Consider the following 25,747-nt stretch of genomic DNA (forward strand, 5'->3'; position numbering starts at 1 on the left):
TTAAATTTTTTAATTTCCCTATCAATCGTAAAAATTATATTTTCTTTTTATTGAAAAGCTAATACACTACAAAAGTAACTGTAGATGCTAGAAAATGACTTTCTCTGTTCTTTCATTCTATTGCTCAAATAGTGTTTTGTACTTAAAACAGTGGGCTATTTGTGTTTTTATTGCTTAAAATGGTGGATAAACTAAAATCCCCCTGCTTTGCATAAATGAAAAGTCAGGGGGATTTAAATTGCAACAATTACAAATTAGTAACCTTCGTTTTGTTTCCAACCATAGTTTAAGTTAATTTCTAACTGTGCTTGGGGTATTGGCCATAACCATTCATTGTCGGGCCATAATATTTTACCTGTAAAATCAGCTGATGCTGCTTTTAAAGTTCTAACAGAACCTTGTTCTGCTTCCCAAACAATATTTATGTCTTCCGTTGAGGTTGTAAGTCTGTCTGTACGAATCAAATCGAATTTACGTTTGTATTCACCTGCAAATTCACATCTTCTTTCTTTCCAAATAGCCAATCTAAAATCTTCTTGAGATAAGGCTGGAGTTAAATCGGCCAAGCCTGCTCTGTTTCTAATTCTGTTCACAGCGTTATAGGCTTCGTCACTTGGTGCTCCGTCAGCTTCATTTTGTGCTTCTGCAAAAATCAATAAAGCATCTGCAAATCGGTATAAGACTGTATTGTTGTCTGCATATCTAAAATCAGATCCTTCAACCAAAGTCAATACATCCGTATCAACAAATTTTCTAAACATTGGTTGCGTGAGGTATGTTGCTCCATTAGGAACGTCATATCTTGTTAAGATATTAAAATCTCTTCTTTCGTCACCATCTTCAAATTCATCGTATAAATGAGGGGTTGGTAAGAAAATACCTGCATTGTTCGTTCTAGGAAATTTTAAATCATCTACAGTAGCTGTATTTCCGGTATCATTGCCATCTTTATCAAGTAAAACAGGAACATCAGTAGCTCTTCCCCAATAATCTTTTCCATTACTAGCAGCTCTTCCTTCACGTGTCATCCAGTTTCCAATATCAGTTATTGGAAGATAGGATATTTCTAACATAGATTCTTTAGAAAATGAGTTGTTTTTATCCCAAGCAACTCCATATGCAGGTGCTGTTGTTGAGGCTTCAAGATTTAATGAATGTGGTGAATTGTCTATTACATCTTTAGCCATGTCTCTAGCCAAAGCATAATTAGAAGCTTCTCCAAATACAAATTCACCTGTTGAAGTACGTCTTTTTCCAGCTCTTGTTAAATAAACTTCTGACAAAATAAGTTTAGCGGTCCATTTAGTAATATGTCCATCATGCAATCCGTCAGAACAGTGTTCTCCTGCAAAAAGCAAGTCAGGAATAATAATTTGGTCATAAATAGCATTTACATCTGACCTAGGAATTTCCCAGTTGGCTGCATTTGTAATGATTGGCATATCTCCATAAGCTCTGACTAAGTTGTAATAATAAAAAGCTCTAAGTGCTCTTGCTTCTCCAACAATGAGATTGATGATCGCTTCATCAATATCCATGGCAGAGGCATTTTTAATAACATTGTTTGCTCTTCCAATTCCAATCCACCAATCAAAATACACATCATGATTGTCGTCAAATAATTCAAACGAAGGTGTGATATTATGCTTAGCCATTGGAATGGTCCAAACATTACTTCCTTTTTTACTCACAACATCATCTGTGTATAAATCAATACACATCCATCGTCTACCAAAAACATTGGCCATTCTTTCATACACACCATCTACTGCATTTCTAGCATCTTCAGGAGTTTTGTAAAAATTTTCAGCAGCAATAAATGTTGGTGGTTCTTCATCTAAAAAATCACTACAAGAAACAAGTCCAAGCGAAATGAATAGAATAATTACTATATTTTTTATATTTTTTTTCATAATCTATATCTTATAAATAGTTACTAAAACTTTAATTTTACTCCGACTCTTAGTATTCTTGCTAAAGGATAAGCTCCTTTATCATGACCTATTGCTCTTGTTGCAGAACCTCTAATAGAAACATCAGGAGAGTATCCTGTATATTTGGTCCAAGTATATAAGTTAGAAGCTGAAGCATAGATTCTAAATGAGGATAGATTCATTTTTTCAACTGTAGATTTCGGAAATGAATATCCAACAGTAATGTTTTGTAAACGAACAAAAGAACCATCTTCTATATATCTTGAACTAAAGATGCTTTGTCTGTTTTCAGTACTAACTCTTGGATAAACTGCACTAGGGTTTTCTGGAGTCCATCTTTCCATAACAATTGCCAAGGCTTGTCTATCCGCAAATTCAAATAATCTCATGTTTTGAATGGCAGCAATATCTTTTCCTATTTGAGAGTCAATAAAGAAGGAAAGATCTACGTTTCCAAAAGTAAACGAATTGTTAATTCCAAAGGAAACATCTGGTTGTGCACGTCCAATTACTTGTCTGTCAGCTTCATTGAAATCTCCACTTCCATCCAAATCTTCATACAACTGATCTCCAGGTCTGCTTCTATCAGCGGTAGCAGGTACGCCTCCGTTAAATCCATTTACAAAGGTATAATCACCGCGAGTAGGATCTGCATTGTATAAATCAATTTGTTCTTGATTAGTTAAACCTTGAAATTCTACAAAATCATCAAACTGTGCAATTCCTGTAGTTTGGTATCCGTAAAAAGCACCTACTTCTTCTCCAATAATTAAACGCTGTGTTCCTCCAGGAATGTAACCAGGATCCCAACCACTTTGTATATAATCGGATCCCATCTGGGTGATCACAGTTTTTCCAGTACCTAAATTAGCATTTACGGTCCAAGAAAATTTCTTATTATTTATAATATGGGCTTTAACATCCATTTCAAATCCTTCGGTTTGCAATTGTCCAAAATTTTCAGTGTAGGTACTAAAGCCAGATTGAATAGCAATGGCGTTGTCTGCAAATAAAATATCATTTGTTTCTTTAAAATAATATTCAAAACTACCTGTAACTCTGTTTTTTAATATTCCGTAATCGATAGCAAAATTTAACTGACTTGTTGTTTCCCAAGTAAGGTTTTCGTTTGTTAATTGACTTGGACTATAGTAGGTAGTTAATGCTTCGTTAAAACCTGTAATTCCTGCTTCATACTGATCTAAAGATTGGTAAGCAGAAATTCCTTGATTTCCAGAAAAACCATAACTGGTACGAATTTTTAACTCGTTTATAAAATCAATGTCTTCCATAAAGCTTTCTTTAGAAATTTTATAGGCAATGGCAGCAGCTGGGAAAAATGCCCATTTGTTGTTTGCAGAAAATTTTGAAGAACCTTCATATCTACCTGTTAAGGTGGCTAATATTTTACTTTTGTAGTTGTATGAAATTCTACCAAACCAAGAAGATAAAGCGGTCTTGGTGTAACTTACACGGTCAGGGTCGTTAAAAGTAGCTGTTTCCGGAGCATAAAAAGATAATAAGTCATTTGGAAAACCAAAGTTGGAAACAAAAACGGCTTCAGATTCTGTAGACTCTAAGGACTGACCTATAAAAGCCGTAACGGAATGTTTTCCAAATTTACCTCTATAGTTTATCGTATTTGTAATTGTAGAACGTGTATTTCTTGTGTCAGAAGTTTTAGCTCTTCCTCCTTCAGAAAAACGACCTAAGACATCATTTTGGTAATAGCGTTTGGCGGTGTTTTTGTTTTGATGACTCAATGCTGTTTTAAACGTGAAATTTTTATTGAATTTGTAATCTAGCTTCATGCTACCTACTAATTGTGTCAATAAATTGCTGTATTCATTTGCTAATAGTGAAGTTAGCGGCGAGTACCCATCAAGAAATTCAGGGTCATCATCATCTTCATTTTCTATAAATTTTTCATAAGGTTTGGCATTAAAGGCTCTTTTAATTGCACTTGTAGCACCTTTCCCGTCATTGTCTCCTGTGTTCACAGCTTTTTGGTTAGAGGTAACATGCGCATAATTAATAGATGTACTAACACTTAATTTTTCTGAAACAGCAGCTTTTAAATTAACTCGGGTCGTTATTCTATCTAAATCGGTACTTTGTACAACTCCTTCAGCACTTAAAATATTGGTTGAAATTAAATAGTTTAAGTTCTTGTCACCACCACTAAAATTAATATTGGTGTTAGAAGACATTCCAGTTCCAATAATTGTTTTTTGCCAATTTGTAGATTCTAATAAACCCAAACGAGCAGAATCTAATTGAGTTGAATTACCAACGGTACCGTTCGCATGAAATTTCGATTCGTTGTTGATAATTGTATATTCATTAGCATCTAATAAGTTGATTAAATTAGGTACTTCTATAACAGAATAATCATGATCAATACGAATAACTCCTTTTCCTACTTTTCCAGTTTTTGTAGTAATTAAAACAACTCCATTTGCCCCTCTCGATCCATAAACAGCGGTTGATGATGCATCCTTCAAAACTTCAATAGATTGAATGTCTGCAGGATTGATCATTGATAATGGACTGATACTAGAACTCTCTAAATCTTGATCTCCTAAACCAGCAGCGGCTGTGTTGTCCATAGGAACTCCGTCAATTACATATAAAGGTTCACTGCTTGTTAAAGAACTAAGTCCCCTAACAACAATAGATGCTGCAGAACCAGGCGCTCCAGAAGCTTGAGTTACAACCACCCCAGATGCTCTACCCGACAAGGCTTGTTCGATTCCGATTCCTCCAATTTTCGTAAGCTCTTCTGCTTTTATTGAAGATACAGAACCTGTTAAATCACTTTTCTTAACCGTACCATATCCAATAACAACGACTTCTTCAAGTTCATTACTAGCTCTAGTAATAACGGCATTCAGAATAGTTGAATCACCTACAGTCATTTCTTTAGTTTCCATTCCTATAAAAGAAAACACCAAAACATCTCCTGTTTTTGCTTTCAAAGAGTAATAACCGTCAAAATCTGTTACGGTTCCTCTTGCAACTCCTTTAATTAAAACAGTCACTCCTAATAGGGGCTCACCTGTTTCATCTTTTACGCTTCCAGTTATGTTTTTTTCTTGTGAAAAAACCCCAGTGCTAAACACTAGAAGGAAAATGGTTAAAATTTTTTTCATATTTATTTGTTAAAATTAGTTTAGGCTAATTTAGATAGATGCTTAAAAACAGACTTTCTTTAAATAACCATAAGTTTGCTCATTTTGTGCAATATACCAAAACGCTAGGCTTTTCGTGGGCTTAGAGTTTTGAAAGTAAGTATAGGGATTGAAATTATTTCAATTTAAGTAATTTTTAAGGAAGCTCTTTATTAGTCAATTTGAGCATGATTATGATGAATTCGAGAAAGCGTTATTTTGAATGGTTGTGTAATTTTATCCTATAAAAAAATAGTTATTGCCAAGTAGTTAGAAAATACTTTAACATTAGTGTTTGATGAAGTTAGTGTTAATTTTTTTTAAGATACTTATGCAACCCGTTGTTAGATTTAAAATAATTTTAAAAGAATGTCGGTCATGAAAAATTCTATAATCACCTGTTTGCTTGTTGCTTTATTTTTCGCAAATCCTATGATAGCTCAAAATAAAGAAGAACACACTAATTTACCAGAATTTTCTTGGGACACCATGCCCTTGTATATGCATTTGCGCAAGGCGACTGCTTTTTCAAAAGAAGAAATTAAATTTATAGCAAAACACCCTTTAATTACCTTTGAAAAAACGACTGGAAGTACAAGTTATGGCTCTACAGAAAAAGGAACTCTAAAAGCAGCTGCGGCAGTGAAAAATATAAACCCTGATACAAAAATATTGTATTATAAAAATGTGGTTATTAATTGGAGTGGTTATGGTGAAGATGAAGCTTTCTTAAAAAAACACCCAGAAGCAATTTTGAGAGATGCGAATGGGAAAAAAGCTTTAATGCCAAATAACAAAACAGGCTTCTTTGATTTGTCGCAAGAAAATGTTCGTAGGTATTGGTTAGATCATGTTACAAAAATGGCGAATAATCAAGAAATTGATGGTTTGTTTATGGATGCGAATATCAAAGTATTGGTTCCAGGTTTTTTTAGCGCTCGTGTAGGAAAAGAAAAACAAGCGGCAGTTGAAGCTGGCTATTTGACGATGATGAAAGAATTAGACCAAAGATTGGGAAAAGACAATTTGTTAATTGCAAATATTTTAAGAGTTCGTCCTGAATTTAAAGACGCTGGTAGAACTTATTTAAAGTTTTTTTCAGGCTCATATATAGAAGGATTTGAACATGAAAGCTTTGGAATGACCTACGAGGATTATTTAGCAAAAGGAATTGAGGCAGTTCAAAAATCAGCAAGAGAAGGAAAAGTAATTGCCATGTCTATGGGAATAGGAAAAGCATCTAAAAATGCGGTAGCTGGTATAGATGATGTAAGGCAAAAAGTAAATGCGAATGACGATTTAACGAAACGTTTGGACTATATCTTGGCCATCTTTTTGGTTTGTGCAGAAAAACACAGTTATATTTATCCACATGACGGATATGGAATTACCAAATCTGCAGTGTGGTTAAAAACATTTCCACAATACGAGAAAAAATTAGGGGCACCAAAAGGTTTTGCTAAAAAAGAAGGATATGTGTATACCCGATCTTTTGAGCATTTAGATGTTGTTTTGGATATTCAAAAGAAAACGGCAAAATTAAATTGGAAATAAACCGGAATAAAACCATGAGCTTTAACTATTTATTTTCTTTTTTCACATCGGTTCTATTAGCAGTAACTGCTTGTCAAAAAACAGCTAGCGAAACAACAGAAACGATTGAGGCGTCAAAAGAAGAACCGGTAGAAGAAATTGCAAACCCAAATTTGCCAGAATTTTCATGGGATACCATGCCCTTGTATATGCATGTGCGTAAAAAATCGGCCTTTACAAATGATGAGATTGAATTTTTAGCTGAATTTCCATTGATCACCTTAGAAAAAAGTACAGGTTATGAAACTTATGGATCTAATGAAAAAGGAAGCATTGAAGCAGCTAAGGCAATCAAAGCCATCAATTCAAAAGCAACCATACTCTACTACAAAAATGTAGTGATCAACTGGGGGAATTATGAAGAAGATGAAGAGTTTTTAGAAGCGCATCCGGAAGCTTTATTAACAAACAGTGATGGAGAAAAAGTATTCATGCCAAATGGTACGACTGGTTTTTTTGATATTTCTCAAAAATATATTCGTGACTATTGGTTAGAGCATGTGCGTAAAATTTCAGAAAGTCCTTTTATTGATGGAGTTTTTATGGATGCCAACATTAAAGTATTGGTAGAAGGTTTTTTTAATGGTAGAGTTGGTGAAGAAAAACAGCAGGAAATAGAAGCAGGGTATTTTAACATGATGGAAGATTTGAATACGCAAATAGGTGAAGACAATCTTTTAATCGCAAATATTTTGAGGGTTCGACCAGAGTTTACAGATTCTGGTAGAGAGTTTTTAAATTATTTTGACGGTTCCTATTTAGAAGGTTTTGACAATGCAAATTTTGGAATGACTTATGCTGAATATTTGGCTAAAGGGATAGAAGCTGTACAAAAATCGGCAAGAGAAGGTGAAGTAATTGCCATGTCTTTAGGCTTAGGAGAAGCATTAGAAGGTGCCAATGTAGGAATTGATGATGAGCGAGAATCTGTAGAACTCGACGAGGATTTAAGTGCTCGTTTGGATTATTTATTGGCGATCTTTTTGGTGTGTGCAGAAAAACACAGTTATGTTTACCCCCATGATGGTTACAATAGTTTAACCTCTGCTACTTGGTTAAAAACATTTACACAATACCAAAAAAGGTTAGGAGCACCAAAAGGCTATGCAAAAAAGGAAGGCTATGTTTATACTAGGTCTTTTGAATATGTAGATGTAACTTTAGATATAGAAAACAAAACAGCAATATTAGCTTGGAAATAAAAAAGAAGTAAAACAAAAACAATAATAAAAATGAAAAAAAGAAATAGTTTTTTGATAGGAATTTTAGCAGTTTCTCTTTTTTCTATGCCAGTACAGGGACAGAAAAAAAGCAACAACATACAGCCAAATATCATCATTTTTTATGCAGATGATTTGGGTTGGCAAGACACTCAGTTAAATAACTTAGATGAACCAAGTCCTTGGGAGACCCCCAATATTTCTAAATTAGCTGAAGAGGGTTTAAATTTTACCAATGGGTATTCACCAGCACCTACTTGTGCTCCTTCAAGAGCTGCAGTGCTTTCTGGTTTGCATCCAACAAAAACAGGGATTACACATGTAAGTGGAGGAAGTCTCCCGGTACCTGCAGGTCGTTCAAATTATATGGCACCTTTTTTTCCAATAGGATTGATGCCGGAAAACTTTACGATTGCTGAAGCTTTAAAAATGAATGGTTATAAAACGGGGCATGTTGGTAAATGGCATGTTGGAGGTCTTGAGATTCAAAAATCAACCAATCAAGGTTTTGATTTTGCTTATGAATCTAGAGGTGCGCATCAAGGGCCAAAGAAACCCGTTACTCGTTTAACTGAATTTGCAACACATCAAAAAAGTGATCCCTATCAATTGAGTGATGAAAAATATGCTCCTTTTACTAAAAATGCTCCTAATGGAATTTCGTATCCTAAAGATATGGTTACTGAAAAAGCACTTGAATTTATTACCAAAAGTAAAGACGAACCTTTCTTTTTATATTTAGCACATTGGTTGGTACATGCTCCTATTCATACCAAAAACAAAGAATTGTTACAATATTATTGTGATAAATTAGGAATCGATTTTCCTACAAAAAACATCCCTATTAAAACTGGCGGACAAACAAACCCTTTTTATGGATCTATGGTAACTACTTTAGATTGGAGTTTAGGACGTGTGGTAGATTTGTTAAAGAAAACAGACGACCCAAGAAATCCTGGAAAAAAATTATATGAAACTACCTATATTATTTTTTCTTCTGATAACGGAGGGGTAGAAAAAGCAAATGGAGACATTGTTACCGATAACTTTCCTTTAGATGAAGGTAAAAAATATGCGCAAGAAGGTGGAATTAGAGTGCCAATGGTTATTGCTGGTCCAAATATTCCAAAAGGAGAAACAAAAGATGTATTGATCAATCAATTAGACTTTTTTCCAACCCTTTTAAATATTACAAATAGCAAAATACCTGCTAAATATAGTTCAAATTTAGATGGATTAAATATCTCTAATGTTTTGTTTGATAATGAAAGTGTTGTAAAAAATAACAATGGAGAAACAAGAGAAGATTTATGGTGGCATTTTCCTCATAATTCAGATACTCAAATGCAATCTGCTATAAGAAGTGGCGATTATAAATTGTATAAAAACCATATCAAAGGTAATTATGAATTATACAGATTGTATAAAGACGGAAAAAGAGCAGATTTAGAAGAAAAATTCGATATAGCTAAACAAAATCCTAAAGTAGTAAAAGACTTGTCTACAAGATTAGAAAAATACTTAAAGGATAATGATGCTAAATACCCATATAAAAGTACTACAACACCTAAAGGAGGAAAAGCTTTAGAAAATGTAGCTGCTATTCCTGTTATTAGCAATGATACTTTCGATGCAGGAACTCGTAAAGTTGTTGTTACCTTAGAAAAAGGAAAATCTAAAGTACTAGAAAGTTATGCTTTGATAAAAATTGCAAACAAAGGAAGTAGAAAAGGAAAGCATTCTACAACCTTTATAAAAGCACCTTTAGAGGTTAGCAAAAATAATTTAGAATATACATTTACGGTTCCTAAAGACATTATTGAATATGGTGTTATTTTAATTGATGAAAATAGATTTATGGTTAAAAGTGAATTTCATCAAGTAGATGTAGCCAATACACCAATCAAAAAGGTGAAGAAGAACAGGAAAAACAAAAAGAAAAACAAACAATAGAAAATAGCGTATAAATAATTTTTAATATGAAAATCAAAAAAAGTTTTTTAGGTTTATTTCTCCTTTTACTATTTATTTCGAATGCTGTAAATAGTCAGGGTAAAGGTGATTTAATAAAACCCAATGTCATTATTTTTTATGCAGATGATTTAGGTTGGCAAGACATACAATTAAACGATTTAGATGAGCCATGTGCTTGGGAAACTCCCAATATTACAAAATTAGCGAAGGATGCTGTAAATTTTACAAATGGATATTCTGCTGCACCCACTTGTGCACCTTCTAGAAGTGCTATTTTAAGTGGACTACATCCTGCTAAAACAGGAATAACAAATGTTGTTGGAGGTGGTATTCCCAAAGCTCAGAGAGGCGCTAAGTATATCAGTCCTTATTTTCCAGAAGGATTAATGCCAGAAAATTTTACCATTGCAGAAGCTCTAAAAATGAATGGTTATAGAACAGGGCATGTGGGTAAATGGCATGCAGGTGCGCTTCAAATTCAGAGTTCTTCTAATCAAGGTTTTGATTTTGCACATGAGTCTAGAGGAGCACATCAAAGTCCTAGAAAACCAGACAATCGTGTGACTGAGTTTGCGACACATGATAAAAAGGATGCCTATCGTTTAAGCGAGGAAAAGTATTTTCCTTTTACCAAAACAGCTCCTAATGGAATTTCATATCCAAAAGATGAGGTTACGGAAAATGCACTTAAATTTATTACCGAAAGTAAAAACGAACCTTTCTTTTTGTATTTAGCACATTGGATGGTACATTATCCTATTCACACTAAAAACCGTGACTTGTTACAATATTATTGTGATAAATTAGGAATAGAATTTCCAAAAGAAGATGTACCAATGACCAAAGGAGGACAAAACAATCCTTATTTTGGAGCCATGGTTACTACCTTAGATTGGAGTTTAGGTCGTGTGGTAGATTTGTTAAAGAAAACAGATGACCCAAGAAATCCTGGAAAAAAATTATACGAGACTACTTATATCTTTTTCTCTTCTGATAATGGTGGAGCAGAACAGCGTAAAACAGAAATAATGTCTGACAACGCACCTTTGGATAAAGGTAAAAAATATACAGAAGAAGGTGGAATTAGAGTTCCAATGTTTGTGACAGGTCCAAACGTTTCAAAAGGAAAAACAAAAGATGTTTTAATCAATCAATTAGATTTTTATCCAACAATTTTAAACCTTACCAATAGTAAAATTCCTGCAAAATACAGTGCAAATTTAGACGGACTTGATATTTCAAATGTTTTATTTACGAAGGAGAATGATGTAAAAAATAGTCATGGTAAAGTTAGAGAAGATTTATGGTGGCATTATCCTTATGGAGACGAAACTAAGAATCAATCAGCTATACGGTCTGGAGATTATAAATTGTATAAAAACTTTATCACAGGCTCCTATGTATTGCATCGTTTGTATAAAAACGGAAAACGCCATGATTTAGAAGAAAAGTACGATATCGCTAAACAAGAACCTAAAATAGTAAAAGAACTGTCTAGTAAGTTGGAAAAATATTTAAAAGACTACGATGCAAAACTTCCTTATAAAGAGCCTTCTCAATTTAAGGGTGAAAAAGAGGTAGTTGCTATTCCAACAATTATTTCCGATTCCTATAATGCAAATTCTCGTAAAGTTTCTATACAGTTAGAAAAGGGAAAAACGAAAGTAACTGAAGGCTATGCCTTGGTGAAAATATCAGATACTCCAAAGAAAAATGGAAGGAGAGGAAGAATACATTCAACCTATATAAAAGTACCTGTAGATTGTAACAAAAATAAATTAGCGTACACCTTTACGGTTCCCAAAGAAGCAAAAGAATATATTTTTATTGTAATTGATGAAAATAGATTTATAGTGAAAGGGAAATTGCATAAAATCAAGTAATATGTAACATGAATAAAATCTTCCAGACCAGTCTTTTTTATGTCTCTATTGTTTTTTGTACAAATAACACAAGGACAAACAAATTTAAAAAGACTAAAGAATAGCCGTCCTAAGCTTATTTTTTTTATGATGGATGATCAAGGTCTGGGAGATTTATTGTGTATGGGAAACCAGGTGGTAAAAACACCAAATATTGATGCTTTTTATCAAAAATCAACACGTTTTACAGAATATCATGTAAGTCCACTTATGCCTTTACATGAGTTGCTTTAATGAGCGGTTGGAGTCATGTATACTATTCTCGAGCGTTAAATAATGGTCTTAGATGTGTTTGCTCTATTCAATAACTTAAACACAATAAATCTAAAATTATAGACTTGTAAAATATGTAATACCGCACATCGAAAATTTCACTTAAAGAAAAAGTCATAATTGAGACTTTATTTAGGTTTATGTTGTAGAATAATTGAATAAGATACAGTTTTGATTGGATTAGATATGAAATTAACTAAAAAGAAACAACAAATTAGTATCCTCAAAAAACAACAAAACAATAACGATGAATAATTCCAACGTTTCTAATAGAGAATTTATAATTACATCTAGAGGTGTTTGGAAACCAACTATTTTATCAATTATATTATTTTTTATTATGATGACTGAAAACACAAAGGCACAAGGAGGTTTTGCCAAAGATCTAACGTTTCTTAAAAACCACACAGAAATTATTGTATTAAGACAAGGACAGAGTGCTGTTGTTGTCGCTCCTTTATTTCAAGGTCGTGTTATGACAAGTGCTACCAATGCTTCTAAAGGTGCTGGTTTTGGATGGATTAACAAAAAAGTAATAGAAGCAGGTTTTTTAACAGAAGAAGAACGTAAAGGAAAAATAGAAAGTCAAATTTATGTTTTTGGAGGAGAAGAACGTTTTTGGTTAGGACCCGAAGGAGGACAATTTTCCATCTTTTTTAAACCTGGAGCAACGTTTGATTTTTCGAATTGGAAAACTCCAGCGGTGATAGATACGGATGCTTTTACTTTAGTGTCTAAAACGGAATACACAGCTAAATTTAAACATAGTTGTGAACTTATAAACAAGAGTGGAACTATTTTTAAAATGGGAATTGCTCGTACCGTAACTATTTTAAATAAAGTAGCTGTAGAAGCTGTCATCAAAAAAGAATTATCAGATAAAATTGAATTTGTAGGGTATCAAACAAAGAATCAAATTACAAATATTGGAGAAAAACCTTGGGTTCCAGAATCAGGTTTACCGTCTATTTGGATGTTAGGAATGTACAATCCATCACCAGAAACAACGGTGGTTATTCCTTTTGTAGAAGGAGATGAAAGTGAGTTGGGAGAAAAAGTGAATGATACTTATTTTGGAAAAATATCAGAAGATTACTTAAAAGTAAAAGAAGATGTTTTGTTTTTAAAGGGAGATGGTACCAAGCGAGGAAAAATAGGTGTAGGACCTAAAAGAACGAAAGGGATTGCAGGAAGTTACGATGCTAATGGAGGAGTTTTAAACATCGTAACCTATAATCAGCAAGAAGCAAAACATGGATATGTAAATTCTACTTGGGAAGAGCAAGTAGAACCTTTTGCAGGAGATGTATTAAACGCATATAACGATGGTGCTCCAGAGCCAGGAGTCGCTCAAATGGGGCCTTTTTATGAGTTGGAAACTTCATCACCAGCAGCAGCTTTAAAGCCTAAGGAAACAATGACTCATATTCAAACAACAATTCATTTACAAGGAGATAAAGAAGATTTGAATAGACTTTCAGAAGCTTTACTAGGAGTAAGTTTGAATGAAATTACAAATGCCTTTTAATAAAAGGCTGACCCAAGAATCTAAACAATATTTAAATACCACAATGAGCACTAAAATATTCATTCAAAGTTTACTGTTAACAGTCTTTTTAGGTCTATACGGATGTAAACAAAAAGAAACAACAAAAGGAGTAGCAACGCAAGCTTTTGACCAAACAGCTAATTGGGCAATTTTAGAGAAAGCAGATGCCGTTAAAGAAGGAAATATTTATACATGGAATATTGAGGTAAAACATCCTGTAGAGTATTTTGTACAAGTTGTTTTTGATGCTTTACCAACAAATACATCTGTAGCAAAAGTAAAGGTAGATGATCAGGAGTTAGCTGGAACATTTCAACAAGATTATACAACGTACAACCACAAAATAGTTTCTGAGTTTCAAAAATCAATAAAAATTAGGGATGTTGCTACTAAGCATCTAATAACTATAGAAACGGAAGTCGATTTTAAACAACTAAGATTAGTTCCTTCTTATAAAACCCCCGTAGGTTCTGGAGTACATCAGAAAGAGTGGTTGAAAATGCATGAATCACCAGAAAAACAAGCCGCTTTAGCATGGTTTAAAGAGGCTAAGTTTGGAATGTTTATTCATTGGGGACTGTACTCTCAAGCAGGAGGAATGTGGAAAGGAACTAAAATTAACAATTCACCTTATCCAGGACCAAAAGTAGCAGAATGGATTATGCATGCTTTTCAAATTCCAAGAGAGGTATATGCGCAGTTAGCAAAAACATTTAATCCAGATACCTCTTTTGCTCAGAATATTGCCAAGTTAGCTAAAAAGGCAGGGATGAAATATGTAGTGATTACTTCTAAACATCACGATGGTTTTGCTTTGTTTGATTCAAAAAGTTCTGAGTATGACATGGTAGATGCTACTCCTTATAAAGCAGACGCAGTAAAAGAATTGTATGAAGCTTGTTTAAAAGAAGGTTTAGATTTTGGAGTTTACTATTCTCATGGAAATGATTGGAATGATGGAGGAGATGGTAATTATGCGAATGTAAAAAAAGTAAATGATTCTTTAGGAATTTACACACATAGTTCAGGTAAAAACACCTGGGATCCGAGTCCAAATACTCATGCGGAATATTATCAATCTAAAAGTTATCCTCAAATTAAAGAGCTAATTGCTTTGTTACCAGAGTTGCGTTTAATTTGGTTTGATGGTGAAGGATTTACGACCGAAGAACAATCTTTTCATTTTTACAAAATGGTGTACGATGCAAATCCAAATATTTTGGTAAACAGAAGAGTAGGTTGGGACTTTGGAGATTATTTAGATGCAGGAGATAATAAAATACCATCAGCAAAAGAAAAAATAGATAAGTATTGGGAAACTTGTGGAACCACTAATAATTCTTGGGGATACAAGGTGTACGATCATGACTGGAAAAGCACGAGAGAGTTGTTGTACTATTTTGTAGATATCCTATCAAAAGGTGGAAACTATTTATTAAATATAGGTCCTGATGGAAAAGGACATGTACCAGAAGCGAGTTCAAAAGGACTTTTAGAAATGGGAGAATGGATTGCCACTAATGGAGAAGCTGTTTATGGAACAGCACGTTGGATTGTTGCGAATGAGGGTAAAGAAGAAACACTTTTAGACGGAACAGGTCATAGAGCTGCAAAAGGATTCAAACGTAGTTTTACAAAAAGCGATTTTTGGTTTACAACGAAAGACAATTCGGTTTATGCAATTTCATTAGTGCCTTCTTCTACAACGATATTAATTCGTTCTTTAAACAAAGAAATAGGAGTTATTAAGGACGTACATATTTTGAATGGACACCCAATTAAATATTGGTCACAAACAGACAAAGGGCTTTTAATTTATTTAAAAACAGCCGTTACTGCCGAAAATGGTTTTGTTGTAAAAGCAAATTTCAAACTAAATTAAGCGAGCCAAAATAAAAAAAGCATGGAAAAATCAGGGTTATTATGTTTAAACTTACTACTACTTTTTTTCTATAGTTGTTCCAATCAAAAAACAGATATTTATGTAAGTCCAACTGGAAATAACACAAATATTGGGACAAAAGAAAATCCGTTAAAAACGATTGAAAAGGCCTTGGCCTATGCACATTCCATAAAAAAGGAGAAAAACAATGCAACGACAATTCATCTTTTAGAAGGGGAGTATCATTTGTCTTCGACTTTGGTTATTGATGCAGAATTAAGTAATATTTCAATTGTTGGAGTAGGAGCAGATAAAGTTACCGTGAAAGGTTCCAAAATGCTAGAGGCAAAATGGGAACTGCTATCAGAAAATATATGGGTAACAACTATTGATCCTACTTTAGATTTTAGTCAATTATTTATTAATGATGAAAAGCAAGTTTTAGCTAGGTATCCTAATTATGATGAAAATGCAGGCTATTGGCAAGGTTTTGCTGCCGACGCCATTGATCCAAATCGAATTTCAAAATGGAAAAAACCGAAAGGTGGTTTTGTACATGCTATGCACAGTGGGCGTTGGGGTGGATTTCATTTTGAAATAGTAGCGATGAAAGAAGATGGTGAATTGGAGCTCATTGGAGGACATCAAAACAACCGTCCATCAAAAATGCATGCAAAATATAGAATGGTAGAAAATGTGTTTGAAGAATTGGATGCTGCTAAAGAATGGTATTTAGACAAGGATACGCACAAATTATATGTTTGGAATGATAAAAAGGTAGATTTAAATAAAGCTAAAGTCGAAGTAAGTGTTCTAAAACATTTAATTGAAGTAAAAGGAAGTGTGGAAATACCTGTGAAAAATGTGGATATTTCGGGAATTAGTTTTCAACATGCTGCCCGAACATTTATGGAAACCTATGAACCCCTTTTGCGAAGTGATTGGACTATTTATAGAGGTGGTGCTTTGTTGTTAGAGGGAGCAGAAAATGTAAGTATTCAGGATTGTAAATTTACAAATCTTGGAGGAAATGTGATTTTTGCTAGTGGATACAATAGAAACTTAAAAATTACAGGAAATCATATTTACGATTGTGGAGCCTCTGCTATTTCGTTTGTAGGTGATGCTTCTGCTGTTCGTTCTCCTGCTTTTCAATACAATGAAATTGTGGCTATAAAAGATATGGACACTTTGGTTGGTCCGAAAAATGAAGTGTATCCGTCAGATTGTCGTGTAGCAGATAATTTAATCCACAGAATAGGACGTGTAGAAAAACAAGTAGCAGGAGTTCAGATTTCTATGGCGATGAAAATTCATGTAAAAAACAATAGTATTTACGATGTGCCGCGTGCAGGGATTAATGTAAGTGAAGGTACTTGGGGTGGTCATATAATTGAATACAACGATGTGTTTAATACGGTTTTAGAAAGTAGCGATCATGGTTCTTTTAATTCTTGGGGAAGAGATCGTTTTTGGTACCCTAATCGAGCAACATCAGAAGGTTTGGTAAAAGCAAATCCGAAAATGCCTTTGTGGGATGCCATGCACACCACCATTATTAGAAATAACAGATTTCGATGCGATCATGGTTGGGATATTGATTTAGATGATGGCTCTTCTAATTATAAAATTTACAATAATTTATGTTTGAATAGAGGAATAAAATTACGTGAAGGTTATTACCGTGAGGTTAAAAATAACATTATGGTCAACAATACGTTTCATCCTCATGTTTGGTTTTCTGCAAGTGATGATGTTTTTACAAATAATATTGTGATGAAAAAATACGCAGATATTCGTTTAAAGGCTTGGGGGAAAGAAGTAGATGCTAATTTGTTTCCAAGCAAAGGTGCCTTGTTGAAAGCACAAGCCAAAGGAACAGATAAAAATAGTGTTTTTGGAAATCCGTTATTTGTAAATCCTGAAAAAGGAGATTTTACAGTTTCAGAAAATTCACCCGCACTAAAAATTGGTTTTAAAAATTTCTCAATGAATCAATTTGGCGTTCAAAAACCTGCCTTAAAGGCCATTGCAAAGCAACCAATAATTCCAACTTTGAAAATAGAATCTTCAGAAAATTCAAATTCGAAAACTAAAAATTGGAAGGGAATAACACTTAAAGAAATGGAAACCATAGAAGAGCAGTCTTCTTTTGGAACACACAATATGGATGGAGTTATTGTGTTAAAAATTGATAAAGAAAGTAAGTACTCAAAATCGACATTGAAAGAAGGAGACGTGATTGTGGGAGTTGAAAAAGAAAAAATTAAAGATATTTCTAGTTTTATAGACACCTATGGGAAATATGATTATCGAGAGAAAAGCCTATTTACGATAGTTAGAAATCAAAAGGAAATGGTGATTGTATTTAATAAATTATAGCAATGATGGTAGTGAAACAGTTAAAGGCAAAATTTCTATTTGCGTTTTTGTTATTTTCTTTTGTCATAGGAAACGCGCAAACAGACGATCAGTCGAATGGGATGTATGCGAAAATGTATACAACAAAGACTTGGCAAAAATTAGATGTGAATAAGGATGGTAAAGTTGTTGAAAACGAGCATACAGATCAAAGAGTTTGGAAGCGTTTAAAGGCATTTGACACAGATAAAGACCAGCAATTGAGTTTTAAGGAGTATGCCGCTAAAGTCAAAATTCCTTATTTGGAAACGGGAGGAAAAAGAAAACTAAATGTTTTGTACAAAAAAACAAAAGAAGAAGATTTGTACTTAGATATTTATTTTCCTAAAAACACAAAAGAAGGAGAACAAGTCCCTGTTGTAATTTATACCCATGGTGGTGGTTGGGCAGCCGGAAGCAGACATGGAGCTGCCAAAGCTTCTTTTAAAACGGTGCATTTAGCGCTTTTAGAAAAAGGTTTTTGTGTGGTGGCAGTTAGTTACAGGTTGTGGAAAAAAAATGGTACGACTTCAATGCGAGATTGTGTGATAGATTGCAAAGACGGGCTACGTTATTTGTCAAAACACAGTTCAGAACTAGGAATTGATAAAAATCGATTTTATTCTTTTGGAGATTCGGCTGGTGGACAAATTTCTCAAATGTTGTTGTTAAGTTCTTCTGAGAGTTTGGTTGGGGATCCAGATTTGGCAAAATACACCTATAAAATGGCAGCAGGAGTATCGTGGTACGGACCCTGTGATTTTGAAAAATCAAGTTTGTTTAACCATGATAATCGGGCTAATTTTAGAGATCGATTTGGACCTCGAATTTTAATGCCAACTACCAAAGTAAAAGATAAATTGGCTTTGTATAGAGAAATGAGTCCTATCAATTATTTAACAAAAAAAAGTGCTCCTTTGTTAATGCTACAAGGAGATAGTGATACCACTATCCCTGTAAAACATGCGTATTATATGCAAGAAAAATCTAAGAAAATCAAGGCTCCTGTTACAATTCGTATTGTTAAAAATGCAGGACATAATTGGCGTAAAGTGGGAGCAGATATCAATCCGACTAGGGGAGAGATTGAGCAAACGACTATTGATTTTTTTGTTTCAAATAAAAATTAAAAATACATTTTCATTAAATAAAACGAGAGTTATGAGTGTTTATACAAAAAAGGTTATGTACTTATTTATAGTAATAAGCCATGTTTTCTACACGGAAAGTTACGCGGTTTCTAAAGGACCCAAACCAAATATTATTTACATTTTAGCGGATGATTTAGGCATTGGGGATCTGACTTTTTACAACAAAAAGGGAAAAATACCAACACCTAATTTGGATAAGATGGGGGCCGAGGGAATGAAATTCACAGACGCCCATACCTCGTCGTCGGTTTGTACACCTACCCGATATGGAATTTTAACCGGAAGGTACAATTGGAGAACTCCTTTAAAAGAATTTGTGACTTGGGGAAACTCTCCTACGTTGATTCGTAAAGACCGATTGACGGTAGCCAAATTGTTGCAAAGTCATGGATATCAAACAGCAAATATTGGAAAATGGCATTTAGGATTGAATTGGTCTATGAAAAATAACAGTCCCGATTTTGAACATTTTTCAGACAGGAAAGATCGAGTAGATCAAAATAAAATAGATTTTTCTAAGCCGTTAAAATTTGGTGCTTTGAATTTAGGTTTTGATTATTCTTACATGATTCCTGGGTCTTTAAATATGCCTCCTTTTGTGTATTTGGAAAATGACAAGGCAACGATGCTTCCTACAAAGAAAACAGAAAGAAAAAGAAGTGAATACCCTTACTCTAGTTGGATCAAAGGAGTTGTTGCAGATGATTTTGTACACGAGCAAGTATTGCCAACTTTTGTCAAAAGAACGGTCTCTTATATCGAAGAAAATGCAAATAAAGAAAAACCATTTTTTATTTACATGCCTTTGCCTTCGCCGCACAGTCCTGTGTTACCAATAGCTCCTTGGAAAGGAAAAAGTGGTATCAACGAATATGCAGATTTTGTGATGATGGTAGATGATTTGATGGGAGTTATTTTTAAAACACTAAAAGAACAAGGGATAGAAGAAAACACGATGGTTGTTTTTACAAGTGATAATGGTTGTTCAGGAACAGCAAACCTTCCCTTGCTAAAAAAGAAAAATCACAGTCCGAGTTATATTTATAGCGGTTTTAAAGGAAGTTATTTAGAAGGTGGACATAGAGTGCCATTTATGGTAAAATGGCCTGAAAAAATTAAACCAAATTCTGTATGTGAGGAAACTATTTGCACCACTGATTTTATGGCAACCATTGCCGATTTGTTGGGCTATTGTTTAAAAGATCATGAAGGAGAAGATAGTTATAGCATGCTTCCTTTGTTAATTCAAAAAGGTAATTTTGTGAGAGAAGCCACCATTCATCATGATAAGTATGGGGTGTTTGCGATTAGAAAAGGAGATTGGAAATTGATCGTGTCTCCAAACTCAGGTATTGATGCAGCAGGGAAACCAGCAAAACATAAGAATAAATCTTCAGAAGATATATTGTACAATTTAAAAACAGATGTTAAAGAAACGACGAATATTGCCCATAAATATCCAGAAAAAGTAAAAGAATTGAAAGAGTTGTTAATTCAACAAATAAAAGAAGGAAGAAGTACCAAAGGGAAAATACAAAGTAATGATGAAATTACGACTCCTTGGCCACAAGCTGCTTTTGCCTTTCATTAAAAAGAAGTATTATTGCAATTAAACAGCTTAAAATTCCGTGTTACAAAAACAAGCATCTAAAAACGATTGTTGGTAATTATTTTGTAGACTAATAAAAAATAAAAAAATCAAGTATGAAATTAGTGAGCTTCCTATTCTTGTTTTGTTGTGGCTTTATGGCAAAAGGACAAATTTCTTATGAACCAGATGAAACACTGGTTTATAAAACAACACCACAAACAAGCTTAAAGCTGCATGTTTTTAAGCCAGAAAATCATAAAAAGAAGGACAAACGCCCTGTAGTAGTTTTCTTTTTTGGAGGAGGTTGGTCTGGTGGTTCGCCTAAACAGTTTTACCAACAAGCACGATATTTTTCAGAAAGAGGAATTTTGGCTATTTCAGCGGAATATAGAATTTTCAGCAAACATAAAACAACACCTTTTGATTGTGTGCGTGATGCCAAATCTGCCATACGTTGGGTGCGCGGACATGCTTGTGAATTGGGAATAGATCCTGATAGAGTGATTGCCTCTGGCGGTTCAGCAGGTGGACATTTAGCTGCAAGTACAGGTGTTATTGAAGGAAATGAAGAAGTAGGAGAAAAGTTGAAAATTAGTTCGGTGCCCAATGCCATGCTTCTTTTTAACCCGGTAATTGATACCACAGAAAAAGGCTATGGATTGAAGAAAGTAGGGGAAGCTAGAAAAACGGAAATATCGCCTACGAGTCATGTTCGAAAAGGAATTGTACCCACTTTAATTTTTCATGGAACAGCAGATAAAACAGTTCCGTTTGAAAATGTACAACGTTTTACAAAATTGATGAAAGAAGCAGGGAATAGCTGTGATTTGGTGGCATTTGAAGGAGAAGGGCATGGTTTTTTTAATGGCTCTTTTTTTAGAAAGAAGAGTACCGATGTTATTTTTAATGCAACCATGGAAAAATCTATGGAATTTCTAAAAGAACTTCAATTTATTGCTAAATAAATTGAAATGCTTATCTACAGCAATTACTTGTGTAATTTGAGTATGTAGCTGTCTTGTAAATCTTCGTAATAGCTCGGTTTAGTCGCATTTATTTTAGGAATGGCCGTATTCAGCAATTGTTTGAATGATATGAGAAAATAAAAGTTGAATTAGTTTTTTAGTTTAGCCTTTGTAATATTATACATCCAAACAATGAATCCATTTAGAATAAGTAAAACACCGCTATCGTATTTATTTTTCATTTTTTTCTACGGTCATATTGTACAAGCACAGCAAGTCGACTATAATGTAGATTTTGAACATTTTTTATCTAAACACGACATGGTGTGGGATGAAATTCCTACTACTTGGGAAACCGCAGCCTATACAGGAAATGGAAATGTTGGATTTTTATTCTACAAAACAAAAGGACAAGGAGATAATGTAATGTCTATTCATTTAGGTAGACATGATTATTCCGATCATAGAGAAGCTTCTAAAACAGATCAAATGTTATGGATCAAAAGAAGTCGTTTGCCTTTAGGCTATTTTAATTTAACATCTAAAGGAACTGTTACAGGAGTAAATTTAAAATTAGATTTATGGAATGCAGAGTTAACAGGTACTGTTAAAACAAGCCTAGGAAGTTATAACATAAAAGGATTTTCGCATAGTGGTGAAGATGTAGTTTATTTTGAAACAGATGCAAAAAACGAAGATGTAAAAATTACTTGGCATCCTAGAAAACCAGTTCCTCCAGTATACAGTGTTTTAAAAAAAGGAGGTGGTCCTAAAGCAGGAGGTTCATGGGCTAGAATGCGTGCAGAAGTTTTAGAAATGCCCGAAGAACCAACTTTGAGTAAAAAAGATGGTTATGAATTTTGTTTTCAGCCTTTGTACAAACACAGAGGTGAAACAACTACTGGATGGAAAATATCTGGTAAATCTAATGGAAAACAAGAATTGATGACAAGTGTGCATCATAGTTATCCTGAAAGAAATTCACTAGAAAAAGTAACTCAAAACTTAGATAAAGGATTTGAATTGTTACAACAAAAACAATTTGTAAAAACACATCAAAAATGGTGGCATGAATATTACCCTTTAAGCTTTGTAACTTTTAACGATCCTGAAAAAGAATCTTTCTACTGGATTCAAATGTACAAGTTTGGTTCTGCTACTAGAGGTAATGGACCTATAATGGATTTAATGGGACCTTGGTATCACGATACTTTTTGGCCAATGGTTTGGGGAGATTTAAATGTAGAATTACAATATTGGACTCATTTAACGGCCAACCGTTTAGAGGTGGGACAATCTTTACCTAACAATATAGATAAATACACCAAACATTTAGAAGGTAACGTACCAGAAAGATGGAAAGAAAGTGCTGCTATTGCTGCTTTGTTCCCTCAAAACATGGATGCTTATAATGGAGCAAAGGTTCCAGACATGTTGGTATGGATTTTAAACGATTATTGGTTGCACTGCGAGTTTGCAGGAGATCATGAGCGTATGAGAGACAATTTGTTTCCTATTCTAAAAAAAGCAGTAAATAGTTATTTAAATTATATTAAAGACAATCCTGTTGAAAGTACGGATGGTAAAATTCATATTAAAAATAGTTGGTCTCCAGAATACCCTAGCGGACATGGGCAAGATGTTAATTTTACCTTGGCATTAATCCGTTGGGGTTGTCAAACATTGGTTGACATAGATACTGAATTTAACCTACAAGATCCTTTAAAAAAGGAATGGCAAAACTTATTAGATAATTTGGTAGATTTTCAAGTAGACAAAAACGGACTTAGAATAGGAAAAGATATTGCTTTTGAAAAACCACACCGTCACTACTCACATTTATTAGCTTTTTACCCCTTATCTATTATTACTCCAGAAACCAAAGAAGATAAAAAACTATTAAAAACATCTTTAGACCATTGGTTAGACGTAACTTTTAATAGTGATATTAAAGTAAAAGCAATGCCTGTTACAGGGTATACTGCTACAGGAGCTGCATCTATGTACGCATGCTTAGGAGATGCAGACAAAGCTTATTATTATCTTGATTTTTTAATCAAACATAAAAACATTTCACCAACCACCATGTATGCAGAAGGTGGAAATCCTGTAATTGAAAGTCCTTTGTCTTTTGCAACAAGCGTACACGATATGTTGTTACAAAGTTGGGGAGGAAAAATTAGAATATTCCCTGCCACTCCAAAAAAATGGGAAGATGCTACGTTTCACAACTTTAGAACTCAAGGAGCTTTTTTAGTAAGTGCAAAAAAAATAAAAGGAATTACCGAATTTGTTGCTGTAAAAAGTTTAAAAGGAAAAAAATGTTTTATTCAGACAGATATAGAAAATCCTAAATTTTACATCAACAATAAAAAAATAAAGCTTCAAATAAATAGAAATGGATTTTATCAGATTCCACTAAAAGAAAATGAAACAGCAATTATTACTTGTAAAAAACTAGAAAAGACAGATTTATCAATTAATGAATTACCTGTAAAAGACAGTGATACCAATTTATTTGGATACAGTAAAAAAACAAAAAGACTACCTAGTCATAACTTTTACTCTAAATAAAAACAATGTTTAAATTAAACAAAATTCATTTCACGCTACTTCTAAGTATATGTTCTTTTGGTCTAGTTGCTCAGGAACGTAAAATTCAACCTACTTGGGAATCTTTGGCTCAAAACTATCAAGTGCCAGAATGGTTTCTAGATGGTAAAATTGGTGTTTGGATGCATTGGGGAATTCCATCTTCTATTAAAGGAGATAGACCACACGACGGTTCTCATTACGGAAGATGGGTATATGGTACCGAAGATTACATTCCTAAAGTACCTAGTGAAGCTGTAAGGAAAGCAGTAACCAAACTTAAAGCCTGGCATATAGAGAATTATGGTCCTTTAGAATACTTTGGATATGAAGATTTAATTCCTCAGTTTAAGGGAGAAAATTTTGATGCTGAAGCCATTGTAAAATTTGTAAAAGAGTGTGGTGCTAGGTTTATTATGCCTGTAGCCACACATCACGATAATTTTGACATGTACGATTCTTCTTTTCCCTACAATTCCGTAAAAATGGGACCTAAAAGAGATGTGTTACAAGAATGGAAAAATGCGGCTTATAACAACGGATTAAAATTTGGAGTTTCTACACATTTATATTGGTCTCCTCGTTTTTTTAATGGAGCTAGAAAATACCAAAAGCCAAATACTCCTGAATGGAAATTGTTTAATATGGATTATGATCCTGTAAGATTTGCTAGTCAAGACAGTTGGAATAAACATTGGTACCAACGCTGTTGGGATGTGATTGAAAAATACAATCCAGACATGTTTAACAACGACTCTCCCTACCCTGATTTAAAAACAGGAAAAGGAATTGGATTAAAATTGTTTACAGATTATCTTAATAAAGACTTAAAAGAAAACAACGGAAAACAAACCACCGTACTTTCTTTTAAAGATGCTAAAAAAAACAAAGCTGCTTTTACCTATAATATGGAACGTGGTATGTCTGGTGAAATACAAGAACATCCTTGGATGTGGGCTACAGATATTTCTGGTACATGGTTCTATAGAAAAGGAGCTTCTAATAGAATACTCCCATCTGTTTTAATAGGAAATGCTATTGATGCTATTAGTAAAAACGGAGTGGTGATGATTAATATTGCACAAAAAGGAGATGGTACTATTCCTGAAAATCAAATTAAAATATTAAGCGATTTTGGAACTTTTGTAAAAACAAATCAAGAAGGAATTTACAGAACAAGACCCTGGAAAATATTTGGAGAAGGTTCTTTAAAAATAGAAACTAGAAGAGGGGGTGAAAACTTAAAAGAATTCTCTGAAAAGGATATTCGTTTTACCCAAAAAGGCAATTATTTATTTGTTTTTGTACTAGCGCAACCTACACAAGATATTACTATAGAAAGTTTAAAAAAAGGAGGTCTTTTAAAAGAAGCTATTCTAAACATTACTTTGTTAGGAAGTACTGAAAAAATAAAATGGCAACACAACAAACAAGCACTTAGCATTCAACTTCCAAAAGAAGCAATGCCCAATCCACATGCTATTTGTTTTAAATTATATTTGCAATAAACCTTATTACAAAAAAACTTATC

Annotated in this window: 15 protein-coding genes; 13 read left to right on the plus strand and 2 right to left on the minus strand. The window is 33.7% G+C overall.

What is annotated here, in order from left to right; all coding sequences use genetic code 11:
* Positions 1–254 precede the first annotated feature (254 nt).
* Both FGM02_RS15680 and FGM02_RS15685 read right to left on the minus strand, forming a co-directional pair.
* The gene (locus FGM02_RS15680; protein ID WP_139959447.1) at positions 255–1,913 is read right to left on the minus strand and encodes a RagB/SusD family nutrient uptake outer membrane protein; all 1,659 of its coding nucleotides are present in this window, start codon (positions 1,911–1,913) and stop codon (positions 255–257) included.
* 23 nt (positions 1,914–1,936) lie between these two features.
* Positions 1,937–5,086: a SusC/RagA family TonB-linked outer membrane protein gene (locus FGM02_RS15685; protein ID WP_139959448.1), complete on the minus strand. Its 3,150-nt coding sequence runs from the start codon at positions 5,084–5,086 to the stop codon at positions 1,937–1,939.
* Between the two features lie 396 nt (positions 5,087–5,482).
* Here FGM02_RS15685 and FGM02_RS15690 point away from each other — a divergent pair, with 396 nt between their 5' ends.
* The 13 genes from FGM02_RS15690 (at position 5,483) to FGM02_RS15745 (ending at position 25,724) form a co-directional block, all read left to right on the plus strand.
* A complete protein-coding gene (locus FGM02_RS15690) occupies positions 5,483–6,658 on the plus strand; it encodes a putative glycoside hydrolase (RefSeq protein WP_166461202.1) in 1,176 nt (391 codons plus the stop codon).
* Positions 6,659–6,672: 14 nt separating this feature from the next.
* Positions 6,673–7,899, plus strand: coding sequence for a putative glycoside hydrolase (locus tag FGM02_RS15695; protein WP_139959450.1), 1,227 nt, complete (start codon positions 6,673–6,675; stop codon positions 7,897–7,899).
* Positions 7,900–7,929: 30 nt separating this feature from the next.
* Positions 7,930–9,870 (plus strand): sulfatase, encoded by a 1,941-nt coding sequence (locus FGM02_RS15700; RefSeq protein WP_139959451.1) that lies wholly within the window; start codon positions 7,930–7,932, stop codon positions 9,868–9,870.
* A gap of 26 nt (positions 9,871–9,896) precedes the next feature.
* Positions 9,897–11,774, plus strand: coding sequence for a sulfatase (locus tag FGM02_RS15705; protein WP_139959452.1), 1,878 nt, complete (start codon positions 9,897–9,899; stop codon positions 11,772–11,774).
* 126 nt (positions 11,775–11,900) lie between these two features.
* Complete coding sequence (locus FGM02_RS18100; protein WP_166461203.1) at positions 11,901–12,047, plus strand: hypothetical protein; 147 nt, start codon at positions 11,901–11,903, stop codon at positions 12,045–12,047.
* A gap of 286 nt (positions 12,048–12,333) precedes the next feature.
* Positions 12,334–13,614, plus strand: coding sequence for a DUF6786 family protein (locus tag FGM02_RS15710; RefSeq protein WP_208021533.1), 1,281 nt, complete (start codon positions 12,334–12,336; stop codon positions 13,612–13,614).
* 43 nt (positions 13,615–13,657) lie between these two features.
* Entirely contained in the window at positions 13,658–15,517 is a 1,860-nt protein-coding gene (locus FGM02_RS15715) for an alpha-L-fucosidase (RefSeq protein WP_166461204.1), read from the plus strand.
* A gap of 21 nt (positions 15,518–15,538) precedes the next feature.
* Positions 15,539–17,899, plus strand: coding sequence for a PDZ domain-containing protein (locus FGM02_RS15720; RefSeq protein WP_139959454.1), 2,361 nt, complete (start codon positions 15,539–15,541; stop codon positions 17,897–17,899).
* 2 nt (positions 17,900–17,901) lie between these two features.
* On the plus strand, positions 17,902–19,047 hold the full coding sequence (locus tag FGM02_RS15725; protein ID WP_208021534.1) for an alpha/beta hydrolase: 1,146 nt from the start codon (positions 17,902–17,904) through the stop codon (positions 19,045–19,047).
* A gap of 55 nt (positions 19,048–19,102) precedes the next feature.
* On the plus strand, positions 19,103–20,659 hold the full coding sequence (locus tag FGM02_RS15730; RefSeq protein ID WP_139959491.1) for a sulfatase family protein: 1,557 nt from the start codon (positions 19,103–19,105) through the stop codon (positions 20,657–20,659).
* A gap of 113 nt (positions 20,660–20,772) precedes the next feature.
* A complete protein-coding gene (locus tag FGM02_RS15735; RefSeq protein ID WP_139959455.1) occupies positions 20,773–21,624 on the plus strand; it encodes an alpha/beta hydrolase in 852 nt (283 codons plus the stop codon).
* A gap of 192 nt (positions 21,625–21,816) precedes the next feature.
* Positions 21,817–24,198: a glycosyl hydrolase family 95 catalytic domain-containing protein gene (locus tag FGM02_RS15740; protein WP_139959456.1), complete on the plus strand. Its 2,382-nt coding sequence runs from the start codon at positions 21,817–21,819 to the stop codon at positions 24,196–24,198.
* Between the two features lie 5 nt (positions 24,199–24,203).
* Positions 24,204–25,724 carry an alpha-L-fucosidase gene (locus tag FGM02_RS15745; RefSeq protein WP_139959457.1) on the plus strand — a complete coding sequence of 507 codons (1,521 nt, stop codon included), beginning with the start codon at positions 24,204–24,206 and terminating at the stop codon, positions 25,722–25,724.
* Positions 25,725–25,747: the final 23 nt, after the last annotated feature.

The sequence above is a fragment of the Flavicella sediminum genome (genome assembly GCF_006381105.1).
GTDB lineage: Bacteria > Bacteroidota > Bacteroidia > Flavobacteriales > Flavobacteriaceae > Flavicella > Flavicella sediminum.

Excerpts from the sequence above, each read along its gene's own strand:
- FGM02_RS15690 (WP_166461202.1), top strand. The coding sequence starts at position 5,483 with ATGAAAAATTCTATAATCACCTGTTTGCTTGTTGCTTTATTTTTCGCA.
- FGM02_RS15685 (WP_139959448.1), bottom strand. The coding sequence starts at position 5,086 with ATGAAAAAAATTTTAACCATTTTCCTTCTAGTGTTTAGCACTGGGGTT.
- FGM02_RS15700 (WP_139959451.1), top strand. The coding sequence starts at position 7,930 with ATGAAAAAAAGAAATAGTTTTTTGATAGGAATTTTAGCAGTTTCTCTT.
- FGM02_RS15740 (WP_139959456.1), top strand. The coding sequence starts at position 21,817 with ATGAATCCATTTAGAATAAGTAAAACACCGCTATCGTATTTATTTTTC.
- FGM02_RS15720 (WP_139959454.1), top strand. The coding sequence starts at position 15,539 with ATGGAAAAATCAGGGTTATTATGTTTAAACTTACTACTACTTTTTTTC.
- FGM02_RS15710 (WP_208021533.1), top strand. The coding sequence starts at position 12,334 with ATGAATAATTCCAACGTTTCTAATAGAGAATTTATAATTACATCTAGA.
- FGM02_RS15680 (WP_139959447.1), bottom strand. The coding sequence starts at position 1,913 with ATGAAAAAAAATATAAAAAATATAGTAATTATTCTATTCATTTCGCTT.
- FGM02_RS18100 (WP_166461203.1), top strand. The coding sequence starts at position 11,901 with ATGATGGATGATCAAGGTCTGGGAGATTTATTGTGTATGGGAAACCAG.
- FGM02_RS15705 (WP_139959452.1), top strand. The coding sequence starts at position 9,897 with ATGAAAATCAAAAAAAGTTTTTTAGGTTTATTTCTCCTTTTACTATTT.
- FGM02_RS15715 (WP_166461204.1), top strand. The coding sequence starts at position 13,658 with ATGAGCACTAAAATATTCATTCAAAGTTTACTGTTAACAGTCTTTTTA.
- FGM02_RS15745 (WP_139959457.1), top strand. The coding sequence starts at position 24,204 with ATGTTTAAATTAAACAAAATTCATTTCACGCTACTTCTAAGTATATGT.
- FGM02_RS15725 (WP_208021534.1), top strand. The coding sequence starts at position 17,902 with ATGATGGTAGTGAAACAGTTAAAGGCAAAATTTCTATTTGCGTTTTTG.
- FGM02_RS15735 (WP_139959455.1), top strand. The coding sequence starts at position 20,773 with ATGAAATTAGTGAGCTTCCTATTCTTGTTTTGTTGTGGCTTTATGGCA.
- FGM02_RS15730 (WP_139959491.1), top strand. The coding sequence starts at position 19,103 with ATGTACTTATTTATAGTAATAAGCCATGTTTTCTACACGGAAAGTTAC.
- FGM02_RS15695 (WP_139959450.1), top strand. The coding sequence starts at position 6,673 with ATGAGCTTTAACTATTTATTTTCTTTTTTCACATCGGTTCTATTAGCA.